Below are 17,724 nucleotides of genomic sequence, written 5' to 3' on the forward strand. Positions count from 1 at the left end.
CAGAATATTCAAAAGGAAAAATAAACCTAGATCATAGTGGAGCTTATGTTGCTCAGTTTGATGTATCTTGGGATGAAGTTTCATATGATAAAGATGGTAATGAAATTTTAACTCATAAACTAGCTCAAAGGAATCGCTTAATATATTTTTAGCTTTTATATTATTTCTAATTTTATATTTATCAAGTATTTCTTGAATTGTATTTAAATTAACTTCTTTCCCTCTTATAACTAGTAATAATTTATTTCCACACTTACTTTCTTTTCCTGTAACAATCATAAATAAAGCTATTAAACAAGAGCTTACTAGGCATAAAAAAAGATTTTGTGTAGCTGATGCAATACCTACTGACATACTCCAAAAAATAAATCCTATATCTCTATAGTCTTTTATATTTGTTCTAAATCTAACTATTGATAATGATCCTAACATTCCTAAGGATATAGCTAAATTACTTTGAATTAAATCCATAAGAACAGTACTTATAAATGCTATCATAACAAGTGTTATGTTAAATTTTTTATTATAATTTAACGTATCATATGAAAGCTTATATGTATAATAAATTATTGTAGAAAAAACAATAGTCATAATAATACTTTGTATAATAAATTTTGGTGTTTGTGCATTTTGGATTATTGAGTTTAAATCCATACTTCCTTTTAATATTTGATTCATATTAACATCTCCTGTCTAATAATAATATTTATTTAATAATTGTCTTGATGTTCCATACTTGCTTGGAGGTTTTCCAATAAAGTTACACTTTGACAAAATTTCTTGTATCTGATAAAACAAAAATCTATCATATTTAACTTCAAGAATAGTTTGATCCTTAGGCATAGCTTGCTTAAAGTTTATATCTTCATTAAATAAATCATAATTAAAGTTGGTATACCTTAAATTGTTATCAAGAGTTATTCTTGTATTGAAATTTTCATGTGTAAATGCTCTCCTATCATATTCAACCATAGAAACTGGTCTATAATTATGAGTTTTCATTAAGTTAAATGCATAATTAGAAAGAGGATTATTGTTATAGTTTAATAATATGGAATAATCTCCATTGATTAACCTTATTGCATCTTCTTTAGAAATTGTTATGCTTTCTTTTAATTCTCTGTCTAAATGTTTTCGCTTAATTTCAAATTTAGCAAAAGTATCTGTAGTGTTGTATATTCTCAATCTTACACGTTTTCTTTTTTCAGTTTTTACTAGTTTTTGTGTAAAATCTTCATTATCAATACTATCAAAATATACACTTCTTGTTTTATAGCCATTATAGTCACCATATTTATCTGGAATTAATATTTTACTTAAAGAATTTAGCAAGTAAATTCTATCTGTAAGAGAAACTAAAAATTTTACTTCTTTTCTTGATACAGATAACATGCCAATTTTACTCATAGTTTCACCTCCTAAATAATTTTTCACTATATAATACAAAGCTGTTTTAATTTTTAGGGACTTTTTTTATAAAATTTGAAAAATATATTAAATAAATATATATCTAATATTTTGAATAAAGTTAAAGCCATTAAAATCTAAATAAATAGATTCTGATGGCTTTTTTACTGTTATCCTTAAATAAATTTTTAAAGAAATGCTAAAAACTTTATTTTTTTTATAAAGTTGCAAGTTTTTGCTTTTCGTTTACGAATTAATAAGTGTAAAAGCTTTTACAGTAAGGAGGAAGTAATTTGCAAGATAAATTAATTATCAAATATATAAAAAAGAAAAATCAAAAAGGAATGGAAATTTTAATAGATCAATACAACTCTCTTATTACATCAGTTATTAGATTTCATTTAGGAAAATTAAGTAACTATGAGGAAGAATGTGTTAGTGATACTTTACTAGCCATTTGGGATAACATAGAAGGTTTTGAAAAAGATAAAAATACTTTTAAAAACTGGATATGTGCAATAGCTAAATATAAGGCAATCGACTACAAAAGAAAGTATTTAAGCAAAATAGAAACTTCAAATTTAGAAGATCAGACTTATTATATAGACAAAAATCTATTAAAAATAGAGATTCAAGAAGAATTGAATGAAACTCTAAACCACTTATCAAAAGAGGATAGAGAAATTTTCACACGATATTACATACATGATGAAAGCATAGTTGATATAGCTAATGATAAACAGATAGCCATTTCAAGTGTATATAGCAAGATATCAAGGGGAAAGGCAAAGATAAGAAAATCTTTATTGAGAGAGGGAGGAAAGTAAATTGATAGATAAATATAAGGTATTAAATAATGAAAAAATTCAATTTGATAAATATAGTGAAGTAGAAACTGATAATGAAAAAATGAAGAATCTAATGAAATCTAAGATAAAATCAAGAAAAAAAGCCCATAAAAAGCTACTTATAGCAAGTATAACTGCAGCACTTGTTCTAGGTTCTGCAACTTTAACTACTCAGACAACTTGGGCTTATATCAATAGATTAGTAACCCATATTGAGTCATTTTTGGGTAAGGAATATAGTGAATTTGATAAGTATAAGTTTGAAGGAAATCAATCAATAGAAAATGATGGTTTAGTTCTTAATCTAGGAGATGTAATGTTAGATGATAAGCAACTAATTATAAGTTTAGGTATAGACTATAGCAATTTTGACTTAGAAAAGCATGGGTTTAATAAAAAGGATTTCAAACCAGATTTGCCACTTATTACAATAGGGGATATATCTTTCCCTGGTCAAGGTGGAATTATTCATCAAAGAGATGTGAGAGGGGAAGATAAAAAAGAGCTTTTATATATCGTTTCTTTAACTAATATTGATACTGATGGCGATGGTGTGGTAGACTCTGATTTTGATATACTTAATGCTCTTGAAAAAGATAAAGATTATAATATAAAAATTCAATTTAAAGATTTTGATATCGGAGAGTCAAAAACTGAAAAAGGAAGATGGTTAAGTAAAAGCCTTGGGAATTGGGATTTTAATACAACTATAAATACTTCTAACATATCAAATGATGTAAAAATCATTAAAATTAACAAGGTTATTGATATAAATGAAGAAGGTATAAAACATAAATTAAAAATTGATGATATAAGGATATCTCCAGTATCAGCAAAAATCAAAATGAATGTAGAGGAGAATAACTCTGATAGTACTTATTTTTTATCAGCAAAAGATGAAAATGGAAATACTTTAAGTAGTGACAATAATGCTATGTCTGATGATGAAAATACAGTCTATAGTAATTTTGAACTTAATGGAACTGAAGAAAAAATAATAATAACACCTATTATTTATTCTAATAATAAAGAAAAGATTTTTGAGAGTGAAAAAATAGAAATAGATCTTCCTTAGAATCTAAGTAAATGGATTCTAAGGTTACAATTTTTGATGAATAAGAAAAAACTAGTATCAAAAAACTAATAAATGCATATAATGATATATGTAGTAAAATACAAATAATTTAAAAGAGACCTAGAGATAGGTTATAGGAGTATTTTTAATGATAAATGGAATAGTAAAATGGTTTAACAATGAAAAAGGATTTGGCTTTATATCAGTAGAAGGTGGAGATGATGTATTCGTACATTTTTCAGCTATACAAACTGATGGGTTTAAATCATTAGAAGAAGGTCAACATGTAAACTTTAATATAGTTAAAGGTGCTAGAGGTCCTCAAGCAGAGAATGTAACTATATTATAATATATATATGTTCGAGAGAAAGACACATTGTGTGTCTTTTTTTTATTCTAATTAATTATAATAACCTCTAATAAACTAACTAGTAATTAATTTTCAATTTATAAATTACTAGATCTCTTTAAACAAATTTTAGTTAATTTTTAATTATTAAGTTGATATATGAAATCTTTTAAACTACACTTTATAGCAAATTATTTTAAGGGGTGTATCTACTTATGAGTAAAGAGGGAATGAATAAAGTATTAGAATTTTATAATTCAGTATCTGAAAAAGGGAGACTTGAAAGAGGGCTTGGTATTATTGAATTTCATAGAACAAAACAAATTTTAAGTAAATACATAAACAAGGATTCCAATGTAATATACGACATTGGTGGAGGTGTTGGAGTTTATTCTGATTGGTTAGCACGTAAAAATAATAATGTTCATTTACTAGAACTCTCACCAAATGCTGTAGAGTATGCTAAATCAAATTATAATACTTTTATTTCTGAAGTATGTGATGCCAGAGATATTAATAAAGATAATGAAAGTGCTGATATTATATTACTCATGGGACCTTTATATCATCTACAAAATATAGCTGATCGATTAAAAGTATTAGATGAATGTTATAGAGTTTTAAAAAAAGGTGGGCTTTTATTTTCAGTAGGTATATCTAAATTTAGTACAACAACTTGGGCATTATCTACGTTTGGCACTAGAAATGAGTTACTAACGGAAAAACCATTTATGAATATGATAGAAATGGAATTGAAAGAAGGTATTCATGATAGACCACAAGATTATCCATATTTACTTACACATGCTTATTTCCATACTCCATTACAACTCCAAAATGAAATTGAAACAGTAGGATTTAAAACATTAAATAAACATGCCATAGAGGGGACTATATGGTTTACCCCAGATTTAAATAAAAAATGGGAAGATATTGAAACTAGAGATATATTGTTAAATATATTAGAAATAACAGAACATGAAATAGAAATAATGGGAATGAGTCCTCACTTTATGGTTGTTTCTCAAAAATAACAATATTTAAAATTTTACTTTAAGGACTAGTTATGTAAGATAAAATTAAAGCCCTTAAAATCCAAATAAATGGATTCTAAGGGCTTTTTTACTAGACATCTTTAAACCAGTTTTTAGGTAATTGTAATTTTAAAATACATATTTATTTTTTATATAACATATCTATATGTGGTATATTATCTTCTAAATATACATTTGAAATTTCATTAAATCCTAGACTCTTATAAAAGTTAAGTAAGTATGATTGTGCTTGAATTTTTATTTCATTTTCATTTAAATTATTTTCTATAAAATCTATAGCTTTTATCATCATCTCTCTTGAAATTCCTTTACCACGATAATTCTTATTAACTACTACTCTTCCGATTGACACTTCATCATAAGAAACTCCTTTTTCTAAAATTCTTAGATATGCAATTATTTCTCCATTTTTTTGAGCAAATAGATGATATGAGTTTTTATCTTTACTATCACAGTCTAGATATGCACACTCTTGCTCTACAATAAACACCTCATTTCTTAATGCTAAAATTTTGTATACTTCTTCAACATTTAATTCTTTAAATTTTTTAATGCTCCAATTCATTTGTTTACCTCCTATTTAATTTTAATAATAAATTTAAATAATGCTAATTTACCCCTAATAAACATAAAAGCACTGAATCTCATTCCTCCTTAAAAAAGGCCCTAGTGGAATAAGACTCAGTGCTTTTTAACATTCTTACCCGGGGATAAGAATAAGCATCATATTATTTAGTTATTAAAATAATATCATAAAAGTAATGTTTATACAATATTAATAAAAAGTTTCTAATTTTTACTAGAGTTCTTTAAACCAGTTTTTAAAAACTAGTTAATTAACATAAATAATTCTAGCGAATTATAAAATATTCCCCCTTTAATATCTTTTCTATAAGAAAGGCAAGATTCTCTTGTTCTATATTCTCTCCCTCTCTTATATACCTAGCCACAATTTCAACTAAGGCACCAGACATAAATGCCATTGCATATTCATACATGTATTTACTATCAGCATTTAATGTATTTCCTATTTCAATAAGATATTGCTCAAATTTCAGTGTCATTATATATGTTAGATTATTATTAACAAGTAATTTTATAAAATCTTTATCGCTTTCGATATATGTTACAAATTCAAAACATATATCGCTTATCGTATTGATCTTCTTTCTAGTGAATCTTTCTATAAATAAGTCAAACATTTTATCAAAATGAAGTTCCAATACTTCTTCTTTAGAGTTGAAAAGTGAATAAAATGTTTGTCGTGATACAAGTGAATGTTCACATATACTTTTTATTGTTATTGATTCAAATGATTTGGTTTCCATTATAGAAAGAATCCCTTTAATAATCATCTCTTGTGATTGCAGGGCTGTCGGATTATTTCCTTTATACATAGACATAACCTCCTTAAATGTCTAACTTATCTCAATAATATTGACATATGTAAATGTTATTGAGATAATCATAGCATAACTTAGACATATGTCAATTTTTTTAATTATTATGGAGGAAGAACTTATGGAGATGTTTTTAACTCTTATTAGTGGTATAGGATGGATTATTGTTTATGAAGAATGTATTAGATTAGGTTTTAAAGAAAAGACATATGCAATGCCTTTATTCGCATTAGGACTAAACTTTGCATGGGAGGCTACTTATAGTTTTTCAGATATATTTCTAGCTGCTCATGGTCCTTTAGAGGGTCTAAATTTAATTCAAGCATATGTCAATGCGTCATGGGCAATTCTAGATATAGTTATATTATTTACCTATTTTAAATATGGGAAAAATGAGTTTCCTAAATCAATAAATCAAAAACATTTCCCTGCATGGATTATATTAGTTATAATATGCTGTTTTGCTTTACAGTACGTATTCATAAAAGAATTTGGATTTATAATGGGAGCAAAATACTCTGCTTTTTTACAAAATTTACTTATGTCAGTAATGTTTATAAATATGTATGTAAAAAGGGAAAATATGAATGGACAATCTTTATTACTAGCTTATGCTAAGTGGATTGGAACATTAGCTCCGACTATTCTTTTTGGAATATTAGACTATAATATACTTGTTTTAGTTTGTGGTATTTTTTGTTCAGTATTTGATATTATCTACATTCATCTTTTAAGTAAATATAAAAAAACAAAACTATATAACGAAACTCAAAATGATATTCCTATTGGATATAGAGGTTAATTATGATTTATTATTTTTCAGGAACAGGAAATTCAAAATGGGTAGCCAAGCAAATAGGAAAAGAAATATCAGATAAAGTTGTATCTATTTCAGAAATGAATAAGAATGGAGAAATGCCAAATGAAGTTAAAGAAGGGGAGATACTAGGGATTGTATTTCCATCTCATATATCCTTAGCTCCTAAGCCAGTAATGGAGTTTGTAAAAAGAATTAAGGTAGATAAAAATGCTTTTGTATTTGTAGTTTCTACTTGTGGAGATTCATCAGGATATGCTGTAAAAGTTCTACAAAAGCATATTAATATAGATAGTGGATACTCTGTAATTATGCCTAATAATCATATTACAATGATTGGTTCAGATAGTAATGAAGTTATTAGAAATAAAATAAAAAATGCCAAAATAAAAATTTCATCTATATGTGAAGATATAAAAAATAGGAAGAAAGAACTTCAATATGATGAGGGGATTGTATCAATGCTTAAATCATATGTAATTGCGCCTATTGTATTATCTAAATTGAATGATAAAAAATTTTATGTAGAAGATTCTTGTATTGGATGTAAGTTATGTGAAAGAGCTTGTCCAGTTCAGAATATAGAAGTTGCCAAGGGATATCCAATATGGAAAAATAATTGTATACATTGTATGGCTTGTATTCAGCATTGTCCTAAAAAAGCAATCCAATATGGAAAATCAACCAAGAATAGAAAAAGATTTGTTATGAAAGATAATTTTGATATATGAAATAATATCCAAACTACACAAGAAATAAAAACAAACTTTTTATGTACAATTATCTCAAATACTCTAACAAGTCCTAAAATTTCACTTTAGAGGATAGTTAAGCATTTGAAATAAAGTTAATGCCCTTAAAATCCAAATAAATGGATTTTAAGGGCTTTTTTACTATGTATCTTTGAATATTTTTAAACCAAATATAAAACTCTATTAGAGTATATATTATCATAAATATAAGTGAGACTTTCTCCACTAATTTTTCTCAATTAAAATTGATAATATAAAAATCCATATTAATATTAATAGTACCTTAAAAGGCAAGTCAAAATAATATTTATTTAAAGATATTCCACTTCTATAGGTATTATTTATTCAACTCTATTTTTATGGCTTTATCTTTTAATAATTCCACATTATTTACATAAGAAACAGAAATTTTGCTTATACTTTTTATTTTTTCCTCATTATGTTTATATCCATTTAAATCAATAGTTTCAGTATATTTTCCAGTTTTTCTATTAACGTATGTATCTTTTAATCCACAAAAATCTACTTTATTTCCATTTTTATCGAAATATTCTAAGTAAATCTCATGGTCTACAAGTCCTTCTTTATAATAAGTGTATTCTATTTTATCACCTGTTACCTTGAAACTGTCTATCTTTATCTTTCCAACTTCACTTGTCTTAAATGTTAAAGGAAGACTATTTATGCTCTTTGGTTCAGACATTTTATCTTCTGCAAAATGTATATATTTTATCGGTATAACTTGTAAATATTTTGTATTACTATTTGCACCTATAAACTCAAATGAGTTTGTTGCAATTCCAGTTTTTTCATCTGGACCATAACTTCCATTATCTATTTTATTTAAAATTTTCCCTTTATCATCCATAAGTTCAAATCCAGCTAAAAGTTCATTTTCTTCATTTGATTTATTTGAATCCTTTAATTCACTAGTTTGAAGAAGCATCTTATTTCCTAATGGAGAAATTATAACTTCTTTTATATCATAATTAATTTCTCCTATTGTAAATTTTTTATTAACCTTATAAATATGGCTATCTATGTTAATTTTAGATTTATCTAAATTAGTAGCTACATTCCAGTTACCATCTATATCAAAAATATTATCTATCTTTAATTCTACCTTATCATTTGCTTTTATATCTATACCACTCATATCAAATCTATAAATACCTTCTAATTTATTACTTCCTACATACTTAGACTCTGATTCTGGATTACTGTATGGATTGACTTCTTTTCCATTTATGTATAAATCAATAAATGGCTCAGCAAATAAAGGATTTTCATCTGCCTTATAATTTTCTTTTATATTTTTATCTGTTTTTATAGTATAAAATACAGTCATACAACTTTCATCATAAGACATACTGTTTACTTTAAATTCTATACCCTTATCTTTAACAAATAAATTTAAACTCTTAGAAGTTTTCTCTAGTTCATGTTTATCACCTTTAAACCTAGAATCTTTATTGCTATCAAAATAATTTACTATATTTTTCACTATAGGTATAGAGTCTGCTAGTGAAGGATTTATAACACCCATCACTCCACCTCCAACAACTAATGTGGCTATTGATGCAACCATTACATTTTTGTACTTTCTTATATTCTTTTGCTTTCTTCCTTTTGATATAGCATTCTTAGTTATATCATCTATATTATCTGGCATTTTTATATCATCATATTTACTCATTATGCTTCCTCCCTCAGCAAATCATATAACTTTTTCTTTCCTCGTCTTATATATGACTTTACTGTATTTTCATTACAATCCATTATTTTAGATATTTGACTTACTGTTAAATCCTGAAAATATTGTAGTATTATAGGTGTTTTATACTTTTCATCTAATATATCTATTGCATCATATAAATCTATTTTTTCCTCTATAGTTGAATATTCTATTTCACCTATATAATCTTCTACTTCCACATCTTTAAACCTATTTACGTGTCTATTTTTCATATTCACATTATTTATAAGTATTCTTGTTATCCAAGTTTTAAAATAATTTGAATCTTTAAGTTTATCGATATTTAAATAGCCCTTATACACTGTTTCTTGATAAATGTCTAATGCATCGTGCTCATTTTTTGTATAAATAAATGCCATTTTATAAAGATATTCTTTATATATATTTATAAGCTCTTCAAAAGCTTGATCTGAACCTTTTTTAGCATCCCTTACTAAATCTATTTCTTCTGTTGATTTATTTTTTTTACTAAAAAGCCTCGCTCTTTTTAGTACTATATTTTCTGTCATATTGTCCTCCCTATAATCATGATTACGCATATTAGATTCAGTAAATATTCATTTAGTTGCATATTTTTACAATTTTTTTAATTTATATTTAAATATTTAACTACAAAAAACTAAAAAAGCTATCCTCAAATGTGAGAATAACTTTATATTTTCATAAATCTTTTTCTTTTAATTAACTTCTAATATCCGCATGATATTATCTTATAATCTCCATCTTTATTCTTGACTAAAGTATATTTTAGGTAATTTATACCTGACTTGTCAGGTTTATTATCAAATAAATATTTAACTTTATATTTAACATCCAGAGATTTACCATTTTTAAAATAAATATATTTTCCATTTTTCAATCTACCTTCAACAGTTCTAAATGGAACTTCTTCTGAATCTATGTACTTAATATATATCATATCATAAGGCTCTTCAGCCTCACCGTCAAAACCTATATAACTGTAATCATAACCATCCATTTTAAATATACACTCATTTATAAGATCTTTATCTTTTGTATTAATTGCATTTATATATACTTCCATAACAGATTTGGCGTCTTTTTTCCAATCTACAGGTAAATTTTCCTTATCAAAACTTTTATATTTTACCTTAAAAAATATAAACCCAGCTAAAAATATAAAACATATTAAAAAAAACTTTGTTCTATTTTTCATAAAATACCTCTCTCATTATTGTCCTCCTTTACTGCCTTTTATATTATAGCAAATATATAAATTTACTTTTTAAATTTGGAGTAAACTATGTAATTTATGGACTAAACTTTATATATTTTACATAAAGTTAAAGCCCTTAGAATCTGAATAAATGGATTTTAAGGGCATACCTTTAAATAAGTTTTTAAGGAGTAGTTGCAATTAATATATAATTTAAGTAAGTAAAAAAATAAGGAGGTATAAAATGACAGAGGAAATATTGAGACTAAATCTATTACAAATAAAAAAAAATAATTACGAAGTTAATAATAAAAACTTATATTATTCATACGCATTAGATATGCTAAAATACATTGGAACAACTGATGCAACATTACGTGATGATTTAATTTATGATATTTTCTCAAAATGGATTAATCAGAATATATTTTCTGATGAACAAATGCAATCTTTTTTAACTATTTGTATAGATGACCAACATTTAATGAAAAGTATTGGTGCTATAAATGACGATACAGTTTTCACTCGTACATTTTCTGCACTTATTATTGCCTTAATACTACACTCTAATAATCAAAAGAGTTTTTTACATCATCATGTAATTATTGAAACAACAAACATAGTAATTGATTACTATACTAAAGAAATGGATTTAAGAGGCTATATAGACTATAAAGGTTGGTCTCACTCAATAGCACATGGAGCAGATGTAATTGATGAATTAGCACAATGTAGTATTTTGGATAAAGAGAATTTAGAAAATTTACTGATTACATTGCAATTGAAAATATGTCAGGGTAAGTATGTGTACATTGATGGTGAACCTGGACGTATAAGTATTGCAGTAAAAAGTATCTTAATGAGAAATGAAATTAATGATAATGATATAATTTTGTGGTTAAAAAGGTTTGAAAAACACACCTCTGAGAGTAATTCGTCAATAGAATACTATCATAAAAAGATTAATATCTCTAATTTTTTAAAGAGTTTATATTTTACTTTAGAAGGTGATTTTAAAGATTCTATGATAATGGATAAAATTCACAATTTAATCACTACTTTAGGAGAATAAAGTTATAGAATCTTTCATAGAAAGGGAAGAAGATATCTGTAGATGATCACAATATCCCAACCAACACTAAATAAAAACTAAAATCTATATAACTTTCTACTTCCCTAACATAATTATTTCATTTTAATTCCTCCTAATTAATCATTTTAAAAACAATTCTTTTGTATGATTAAATTCTTCTATTGTATTTGCAGATATTATTTCATACTTCTCTTTATCATTTATTAAAAAAATTGATTTAAAATCATTAGATAAAAAAATTGTAAATACTTTTATATCATTTTTATCTTCAAATGCATTTCCAAAATATACATTATCTTCAGTTATACCTAAGTTTATATTATATGTTTTTTGACCTATTTTTAATGTTCCTTCTAAAGTTTTGAATAGCTTAATTCCTTTTCCAAATATCAAATTTTTTTCTATAATTCCATTTATACTTAAATTAACTTTTGAATTACTAATTTGTTTGTTTTGTACTAAAATTCCATTTTTATAAAAATGTACTACTTTTTCAGATTTTGTAATATGGTATCCATATACATATACTGCTACTAAAATAGAAATAATTAAATAAATATATTTTTTCAAACATATTACCTCCTTATCTATTTAAATACTTTAATTTATTAGATCTTATCTTTTCATAGTAACCTTATGAAAGGATATTTATCTATATTTTCATTATATTTAGAAAACTTTACCAATAAAAGTCTTTGATTGACAAAATTTTCATGTTATTCTAAAAATAACGGTGCTATTTAAATTTTAATAGTAAAAAGTAACTAGCATTAAAATTTCACTTTTATGTATTTAAGACAAAATTAAAGCTCTTAGAATTCAAATAATTAGACTTTAAGGACTTTTTTACTAAATATCTTTAAATGTGTTTTTAGCGAATAGTATTTTTTAGAAATTCCACTAAAATATCTATTTTAATGGACATTTTAATATTTTAAAATTATAATTTTTTAAGAAGATATTGGGAGAGTGATAGTATGGACGGAACAAACCAAATAAAAGAAGAACTTAGCTTTATACAGAGTACAATAGATAGTTTATCTGCTAATTTGAATGAGATAAATAATACACTTTTAAATAATAAAAGTGGAATGGAATATATATTAATTATAATTGTATTGCTTTGTATAAATAGCAATATTAAGAAGTTAACGCAAGCAATTAGAGAAAATAAAAATTAATTTAAATTAATAATTTATGATTTTATATATAATTTTTTATATATAAAATAAATATTAAAATAACTAGCTTTAAAATTTCACTTTATTAGAGGATAGTTAGTTGTTTGAAATAAAAAAGTGCTAATAATAGCACTTTTTTATTTCTTATATTGTAAATTTGTAGTTTTTTCCACTATTCCACTCGTAAATTTTGCTCCATTTAAATGAGTAAAATAGTATTGAGTATTTGTTTTTCCATATGACTTTTTGTTATAGGCATCCCTTCCATATAACAAACTATAGTATCATCGCTTGCTTCTAAAAACTACTTTGTAAAATTACTACTTTTCTCTGATGCAAATATATTTCCTACATTACCAATATTAATCATGGTTATTGTGCAAACTAAAATTCTTGCAACTATCTTTTTATTTAATATAATTAATATCACTTCTTTTTAAATATATATCCTTTTTTCAGTGCTGTATATTTAACTAAAAAATTTAAAATCCAAAATATTAACACTATAAGTAAAAAATAACTATTATTTACATTATATTTTTTAAAACATATAGATATTGACATAATTAAAATAAATATAATTATACTTCCCCTAAATTGATATTTAAAAAATTTATCATCTCTAATTTGTATATTTCCTTCTAGCCATGGTGAAATTTTATTTTCTTTTGAGTTTTTCCAAGTAATAAATATATATATCGAACTAATAATAAAAATTAAAAATATCATAATTCCATTCTCCTAAAAAATATTTATATTTAAATTTTATTAGGAAAACCCTTCTGATGAAAGTCTTTATTTTTCAGAATATTTATGCTATTTTAAAAGTAATGGTGTAAAAAAACTTATTTATATCAAGTATAACTAGTTCTAAAATTTTACTTTAAAGACTAGTTATAAATTAAAGCCCTTAGTATCCAAACAAATGGATTCTAAGGGCTTTTTTGATAGATCCCTTTAAACAAGTTTTTTTAGTATAGTTAAATTCTATATAACTTAGTGATATAATAATATATAATTATTCAAAAAATTTCGGAAATTTTCAAAATGGGGGAAAACTATGAACGAATTACATTTACACGTTCCATCATTTAAAGAGCTTGAATATAGACAAAATTTTTTATCACAGGAAGAAACCATGTCTTACAATAAAGGATATAATCTCGGCACAGAAAACTATAATAACAAAACTGGGTGTATTGATTTTTCTGAAAAGTATTGGGATGAGTGGTATTCTAAGTGGATTTCTAAAAGAAACGATAGATACTATGCTTATATTGTAAATAGTGCTACTGGTGATTTTCTAGGAGAAGTATGTTTTTATTACGATGAAAAAAAAGACTTACATCGTATAGGTATAGTTGTAGAAAATAAACATAGAGGAAATGGATATTGTTCAAAAGCATTAATTAAGCTTGCAGATACAGCCTTCCATGATTTTGATGTAAAAAAACTACGAAATGTTATTCCTCTAGATAGAGAAGCTGCTATAAGAGGACATAAAAAAGCAGGATTTAAAGAAATTGAAATTAAAGAAAATGAATCTATTCTTGATTTATCAAAGTCAGATTATTTATCCCAAATATAGTATTATTAAAATTTTACTTTAAGGACTAGTTAGATATTTTATATAAAGTTAAAGCAATTAAAATCCAAATAAATGGATTTTAATTGCTTTTTTATTAGATATTTTTAAATAATTTTAAGGTTTAGTTAATTATTATCAACTTTTGTTATTTTTAGCTTTCCAAAAAAATACATAGCGCCTCCGAAAAAAGCACCTCCTAAAGTCCATGTAATAACCGAAATTAAATCTATCCTAATTTGTTCACCCTCAAGTCCTGGAAAAATGTAATCCATCATTATAAGCATCCCAAGACCCCATTGTGTTCCAGCCATAATTGCTTGTTTTTTTAATTTTTTTAATTGCAGTAGGTATGTAGTATTGTCATAAAATTTTGTTGCATCAACACCACTTTTTCTTAATTTTATTGAAATATAATATGCATTGAATTGCTGAATAAAAAATAACGCAACAGTACCAAATGTAAACCTATGATTAACAGAATCAAAAATAAGGCTACCCATCATTAAAATCGAAATTAAATAGAATGAATACATATTTACTTTTGCAAGAGTCTTATAGATTACACTTTGTTGATACTCATCTCTTTCATCTAAATAACCTATGTAGTGTTTAAAAAGTTTTTCTTCTAATCTTTTCATAATTTTTAATCATCCTCCATATTAATCCAAAACAATGTATTTAAGTCAGTTCTTAGAGCATTATCAATCTTGATACATAGCGCTAGAGACGAATTATATTTTTATTTTCAATTAAAGTTATAGTTTAAGTTTAGCATTAGTATATTTTTTTTAAAGTTAAATGGACTGAAATCTATAAATTTGGAACTAAAATATAACATTTCATTATATATCTAATATAAAACTTGTGCCCTTATACTATAGATAAATGGATTATAAGGGCATAAGTTTTTAGAAAATAGTATTTTGAGAGTAACCACGAAAACATCTGTTATTGTGAACACACTTAAATTAAAAGTTCTGATATAATTTAGTTAGAAAATGCTTCAAGATGAATGATAAAAATGCTAGGGGGAGAATTATGTTTAAGATTATAGAAATACATGATATTGAGCTTAAGTCTAATGTTACTGATTGCATATTAAGAAAACTTCCTGAGTGGTTTGATATTGAAGATGCTATAGTTGAATATGTAGAAGGTGTAAAAGATACTAAGTTTTATGTAGCTTATGACGTAGAGAAACCTATTGGATTTATAAGTATAAAGCATAATAATGAGTATACATCAGAAATATATGTTATAGGAGTATTAAAAGAATATCAAGGTAAGCATGTAGGAAAATCATTAGTTGAGGTTGCTAATAATACATTAGCCAACATGGGTAGTAAATTTCTTCAGGTTAAAACACTAGGCCCATCAAATTCAAATAAGTACTATGCAGATACAAGGAAATTCTATCAAAGTGTCGGTTTTTATCCATTGGAAGAAATAAAAGAACTTTGGGATGAAATAAATATATGTTTAATAATGATAAAAAATATTTAATTAAAAAGTAGTCATAAATTTTAATAAGCTGTTCAATAAAACATATGATTTTATGTGCAGTTTTTTTATATTAAAACAACAAGTCTTAAAATTTTACTTTAGGAACTAGTTACATAGTTAGAACAAAGTTAAAGCCCTTAAAATCCATTTATTTGGATTCTAAGGGCTTTTTGCTACAACTCTTTAAATAAGTTTTTAAAGACTAGTACTTTTTAGGGGAACCTTCGTTTTTTCTTCAATTTGGCACCAAAGTTTATTTGATCAAGTAATGTAAACTATATATGATATGATATAATTAAATAATTTTTAAAATTATTTAATTAATAAATAGGTGGGTAAATTATGAAAAAAGCTAAAAAATTCTTTGATAAACATAAAAAACTATCTTATTTAGGAAATTTTATTATAAGCTTATTAGGCATAATCATTTTTCCATATCTGTTTATGCCTAATTTTAAGGGTTTTATATTAGGTTTAATTTTAACCATAATAGTACTAAACATATTAGGATTAAGATGGGGATCATTATTATTTAAACCCAAAAATAATTAACGTCTTAATGTGAATATTGGGGGAGGACCATATCCGTCAATCTAAAAGATAACTATTCATTAAATTTCACTTTAAGGACTAGTTACATATTTCGAATAAAGTTAATGCCCTTAGAATCCAAATAAATGGATTCTAAGGGCATTTTTACTAGTACTCTTTAAACAAGTTTTTAAAGAGTAGTTGAGTATAAACAATTAATAACTTAGAATAATTTTTTTAAATACATAATAAGTGAAGTGATTAAGGAAATTATAACCGTAATTATTACTACTAAAAAAAATCCTTCTTTATTATGTTCAAAAGGTATTCCAGAAACATTCATCCCGAATAATCCTGATATAATTGTAGGTATAGAAAGTACAAAAGTAATCGTAGTTAAAAATTGCATTACACTATTTTGATTGTTATCGATAATAGCACTAAAAGCATCCATAACTCTACTTAATATATCTCCATAGATACCTGCCATTTCAACTGCCTGCTTATTTTCAATTAATACATCTTCTAATAAATCCATATCTTTTATATATTTTTTTATATGGCTACTATTAGCAATTTTTTTTAAAACAACTTCATTAGACTTTAAAGATGTTGAAAAATAAATTAAAGACTTCTCCAACTCTAAAATTTGTAAAAGTTCTTTATTTTTTAGAGACTTATGTACTTCTCTTTCTAGTTGATTAGTTCTTTTACTTATTTGTTTTAAATAACTTAAATAGTATTTGGCGTTTATTAATAGAATTTTTAATAAAAAGTCATCCTTTTCATATGTATTAAAATTTTTTATGTTTCCATTTATAAAACCATTTATAATATCAGTTTGAACTGTACTTATAGTTATTATATTAGTCTTCGTTATTATAATTCCAAGTGGAACTGTTGTATAATATGAAGAGTTTGAACTACTTTCATTTAATGGGATGTCTACTATTACTAAAATATAATCATCCCCAACTTCAACTCTAGATTGCTCTTCTTCATCTAATAAATAATTTAAAGTTTCAATATCTATATTAGTAATTTCAGATACCTTATGTATTTCATCTGATTTTGGATTACTTAACTCTATCCAACAATCATGTTCAAAATTTTTTAGAGTTTCTAATTTTGAGTTTATAGATTTATAGAATTTTAACATGTTGTACTCCTATTTTATTGGTTATGCTTATAT

Annotated in this window: 20 protein-coding genes and 2 pseudogenes; 11 read left to right on the forward strand and 11 right to left on the reverse strand. The window is 24.8% G+C overall.

All coding sequences use genetic code 11. From position 1 onward, the window contains the following. Positions 1-119: pseudogene (locus H8891_RS15740) on the forward strand (thiol-activated cytolysin C-terminal domain-containing protein); the annotation flags it as partial. A 148-nt stretch (positions 120-267) separates the two neighbouring features. Here H8891_RS15740 and H8891_RS15745 read toward each other — a convergent pair. Both H8891_RS15745 and H8891_RS13895 read right to left on the reverse strand, forming a co-directional pair. Continuing rightward, positions 268-678 (reverse strand): annotated as a pseudogene (locus H8891_RS15745) (DUF4956 domain-containing protein); the annotation flags it as partial. A 15-nt stretch (positions 679-693) separates the two neighbouring features. Continuing rightward, positions 694-1,407, reverse strand: coding sequence for a polyphosphate polymerase domain-containing protein (locus tag H8891_RS13895; RefSeq protein ID WP_243207855.1), 714 nt, complete (start codon positions 1,405-1,407; stop codon positions 694-696). 293 nt (positions 1,408-1,700) lie between these two features. Between H8891_RS13895 and H8891_RS13900 the strand changes: the two genes are divergently transcribed. From H8891_RS13900 to H8891_RS13915, 4 genes are all read left to right on the forward strand, one after another. Beyond that, complete coding sequence (locus H8891_RS13900) at positions 1,701-2,234, forward strand: sigma-70 family RNA polymerase sigma factor (protein ID WP_187006848.1); 534 nt, start codon at positions 1,701-1,703, stop codon at positions 2,232-2,234. Between the two features lies 1 nt (position 2,235). After that, the gene (locus tag H8891_RS13905) at positions 2,236-3,330 is read left to right on the forward strand and encodes a DUF4179 domain-containing protein (protein WP_187006849.1); all 1,095 of its coding nucleotides are present in this window, start codon (positions 2,236-2,238) and stop codon (positions 3,328-3,330) included. A gap of 148 nt (positions 3,331-3,478) precedes the next feature. Then, on the forward strand, positions 3,479-3,679 hold the full coding sequence (locus H8891_RS13910) for a cold-shock protein (RefSeq protein WP_187006850.1): 201 nt from the start codon (positions 3,479-3,481) through the stop codon (positions 3,677-3,679). Between the two features lie 215 nt (positions 3,680-3,894). Continuing rightward, entirely contained in the window at positions 3,895-4,713 is an 819-nt protein-coding gene (locus H8891_RS13915; protein ID WP_187006851.1) for a class I SAM-dependent methyltransferase, read from the forward strand. A 142-nt stretch (positions 4,714-4,855) separates the two neighbouring features. Here the strand turns inward: H8891_RS13915 and H8891_RS13920 are convergent, their stop codons facing one another. Continuing rightward, positions 4,856-5,299 (reverse strand): GNAT family N-acetyltransferase, encoded by a 444-nt coding sequence (locus H8891_RS13920; RefSeq protein ID WP_187006852.1) that lies wholly within the window; start codon positions 5,297-5,299, stop codon positions 4,856-4,858. A gap of 286 nt (positions 5,300-5,585) precedes the next feature. Further along, a complete protein-coding gene (locus H8891_RS13925; RefSeq protein ID WP_187006853.1) occupies positions 5,586-6,131 on the reverse strand; it encodes a TetR/AcrR family transcriptional regulator in 546 nt (181 codons plus the stop codon). 124 nt (positions 6,132-6,255) lie between these two features. Here H8891_RS13925 and H8891_RS13930 point away from each other — a divergent pair, with 124 nt between their 5' ends. Together H8891_RS13930 and H8891_RS13935 are read left to right on the forward strand one after the other, a co-directional pair. Continuing rightward, a complete protein-coding gene (locus tag H8891_RS13930; protein ID WP_187006854.1) occupies positions 6,256-6,936 on the forward strand; it encodes a transmembrane-type terpene cyclase in 681 nt (226 codons plus the stop codon). Positions 6,937-6,938: 2 nt separating this feature from the next. Continuing rightward, the gene (locus tag H8891_RS13935) at positions 6,939-7,682 is read left to right on the forward strand and encodes an EFR1 family ferrodoxin (protein ID WP_187006855.1); all 744 of its coding nucleotides are present in this window, start codon (positions 6,939-6,941) and stop codon (positions 7,680-7,682) included. Positions 7,683-8,040: 358 nt separating this feature from the next. Here the strand turns inward: H8891_RS13935 and H8891_RS13940 are convergent, their stop codons facing one another. The 3 genes from H8891_RS13940 to H8891_RS13950 form a co-directional block, all read right to left on the reverse strand. Beyond that, positions 8,041-9,399, reverse strand: a complete 1,359-nt coding sequence (locus H8891_RS13940; protein ID WP_187006856.1) for a DUF4179 domain-containing protein — start codon at positions 9,397-9,399, stop codon at positions 8,041-8,043. Beyond that, positions 9,399-9,968: a sigma-70 family RNA polymerase sigma factor gene (locus tag H8891_RS13945; RefSeq protein WP_187006857.1), complete on the reverse strand. Its 570-nt coding sequence runs from the start codon at positions 9,966-9,968 to the stop codon at positions 9,399-9,401. The genes H8891_RS13940 and H8891_RS13945 overlap by 1 nt, the downstream gene beginning before the upstream one ends. Before the next feature lie 179 nt (positions 9,969-10,147). Continuing rightward, on the reverse strand, positions 10,148-10,636 hold the full coding sequence (locus H8891_RS13950) for a DUF4829 domain-containing protein (protein WP_187006858.1): 489 nt from the start codon (positions 10,634-10,636) through the stop codon (positions 10,148-10,150). Positions 10,637-10,895: 259 nt separating this feature from the next. On the opposite strand from H8891_RS13950, the gene H8891_RS13955 reads away from it, so the two are divergent. Further along, the gene (locus H8891_RS13955) at positions 10,896-11,708 is read left to right on the forward strand and encodes a DUF2785 domain-containing protein (protein ID WP_187006859.1); all 813 of its coding nucleotides are present in this window, start codon (positions 10,896-10,898) and stop codon (positions 11,706-11,708) included. A 141-nt stretch (positions 11,709-11,849) separates the two neighbouring features. Here H8891_RS13955 and H8891_RS13960 read toward each other — a convergent pair whose 3' ends face one another. Continuing rightward, complete coding sequence (locus tag H8891_RS13960; protein WP_187006860.1) at positions 11,850-12,299, reverse strand: hypothetical protein; 450 nt, start codon at positions 12,297-12,299, stop codon at positions 11,850-11,852. A gap of 407 nt (positions 12,300-12,706) precedes the next feature. Here H8891_RS13960 and H8891_RS13965 point away from each other — a divergent pair, with 407 nt between their 5' ends. Beyond that, positions 12,707-12,910: a hypothetical protein gene (locus tag H8891_RS13965; RefSeq protein ID WP_187006861.1), complete on the forward strand. Its 204-nt coding sequence runs from the start codon at positions 12,707-12,709 to the stop codon at positions 12,908-12,910. Positions 12,911-13,214: 304 nt separating this feature from the next. On the opposite strand, the gene H8891_RS15535 is transcribed toward H8891_RS13965, so the two are convergent. Next, positions 13,215-13,340, reverse strand: a complete 126-nt coding sequence (locus H8891_RS15535) for a hypothetical protein (protein ID WP_276510634.1) — start codon at positions 13,338-13,340, stop codon at positions 13,215-13,217. A 630-nt stretch (positions 13,341-13,970) separates the two neighbouring features. On the opposite strand from H8891_RS15535, the gene H8891_RS13970 reads away from it, so the two are divergent. Next, positions 13,971-14,498 carry a GNAT family N-acetyltransferase gene (locus tag H8891_RS13970; protein WP_187006862.1) on the forward strand — a complete coding sequence of 176 codons (528 nt, stop codon included), beginning with the start codon at positions 13,971-13,973 and terminating at the stop codon, positions 14,496-14,498. 125 nt (positions 14,499-14,623) lie between these two features. Here the strand turns inward: H8891_RS13970 and H8891_RS13975 are convergent, their stop codons facing one another. After that, positions 14,624-15,136, reverse strand: coding sequence for a hypothetical protein (locus H8891_RS13975; RefSeq protein ID WP_187006863.1), 513 nt, complete (start codon positions 15,134-15,136; stop codon positions 14,624-14,626). 400 nt (positions 15,137-15,536) lie between these two features. Between H8891_RS13975 and H8891_RS13980 the strand changes: the two genes are divergently transcribed. Further along, the gene (locus H8891_RS13980; RefSeq protein WP_187006864.1) at positions 15,537-16,001 is read left to right on the forward strand and encodes a GNAT family N-acetyltransferase; all 465 of its coding nucleotides are present in this window, start codon (positions 15,537-15,539) and stop codon (positions 15,999-16,001) included. Positions 16,002-16,755: 754 nt separating this feature from the next. On the opposite strand, the gene H8891_RS13985 is transcribed toward H8891_RS13980, so the two are convergent. After that, complete coding sequence (locus H8891_RS13985; RefSeq protein ID WP_187006865.1) at positions 16,756-17,691, reverse strand: magnesium transporter CorA family protein; 936 nt, start codon at positions 17,689-17,691, stop codon at positions 16,756-16,758. Between the last annotated feature and the right edge of the window lie 33 nt (positions 17,692-17,724).

The sequence above is a fragment of the Paeniclostridium hominis genome (assembly GCF_014306135.1).
Lineage (GTDB): Bacteria > Bacillota > Clostridia > Peptostreptococcales > Peptostreptococcaceae > Paraclostridium > Paraclostridium hominis.

What these genes read in the sequence shown, in the direction of transcription:
- H8891_RS13970 (WP_187006862.1), top strand. Translation starts at nt 13,971, where the DNA reads ATGAACGAATTACATTTACACGTTCCATCATTTAAAGAGCTTGAATAT.
- H8891_RS13950 (WP_187006858.1), bottom strand. Translation starts at nt 10,636, where the DNA reads ATGAAAAATAGAACAAAGTTTTTTTTAATATGTTTTATATTTTTAGCT.
- H8891_RS13975 (WP_187006863.1), bottom strand. Translation starts at nt 15,136, where the DNA reads ATGAAAAGATTAGAAGAAAAACTTTTTAAACACTACATAGGTTATTTA.
- H8891_RS13920 (WP_187006852.1), bottom strand. Translation starts at nt 5,299, where the DNA reads ATGAATTGGAGCATTAAAAAATTTAAAGAATTAAATGTTGAAGAAGTA.
- H8891_RS13895 (WP_243207855.1), bottom strand. Translation starts at nt 1,407, where the DNA reads ATGAGTAAAATTGGCATGTTATCTGTATCAAGAAAAGAAGTAAAATTT.
- H8891_RS13965 (WP_187006861.1), top strand. Translation starts at nt 12,707, where the DNA reads ATGGACGGAACAAACCAAATAAAAGAAGAACTTAGCTTTATACAGAGT.
- H8891_RS13985 (WP_187006865.1), bottom strand. Translation starts at nt 17,691, where the DNA reads ATGTTAAAATTCTATAAATCTATAAACTCAAAATTAGAAACTCTAAAA.
- H8891_RS13915 (WP_187006851.1), top strand. Translation starts at nt 3,895, where the DNA reads ATGAGTAAAGAGGGAATGAATAAAGTATTAGAATTTTATAATTCAGTA.
- H8891_RS13940 (WP_187006856.1), bottom strand. Translation starts at nt 9,399, where the DNA reads ATGAGTAAATATGATGATATAAAAATGCCAGATAATATAGATGATATA.
- H8891_RS13930 (WP_187006854.1), top strand. Translation starts at nt 6,256, where the DNA reads ATGGAGATGTTTTTAACTCTTATTAGTGGTATAGGATGGATTATTGTT.
- H8891_RS13910 (WP_187006850.1), top strand. Translation starts at nt 3,479, where the DNA reads ATGATAAATGGAATAGTAAAATGGTTTAACAATGAAAAAGGATTTGGC.
- H8891_RS13980 (WP_187006864.1), top strand. Translation starts at nt 15,537, where the DNA reads ATGTTTAAGATTATAGAAATACATGATATTGAGCTTAAGTCTAATGTT.
- H8891_RS13945 (WP_187006857.1), bottom strand. Translation starts at nt 9,968, where the DNA reads ATGACAGAAAATATAGTACTAAAAAGAGCGAGGCTTTTTAGTAAAAAA.
- H8891_RS13935 (WP_187006855.1), top strand. Translation starts at nt 6,939, where the DNA reads ATGATTTATTATTTTTCAGGAACAGGAAATTCAAAATGGGTAGCCAAG.
- H8891_RS13925 (WP_187006853.1), bottom strand. Translation starts at nt 6,131, where the DNA reads ATGTATAAAGGAAATAATCCGACAGCCCTGCAATCACAAGAGATGATT.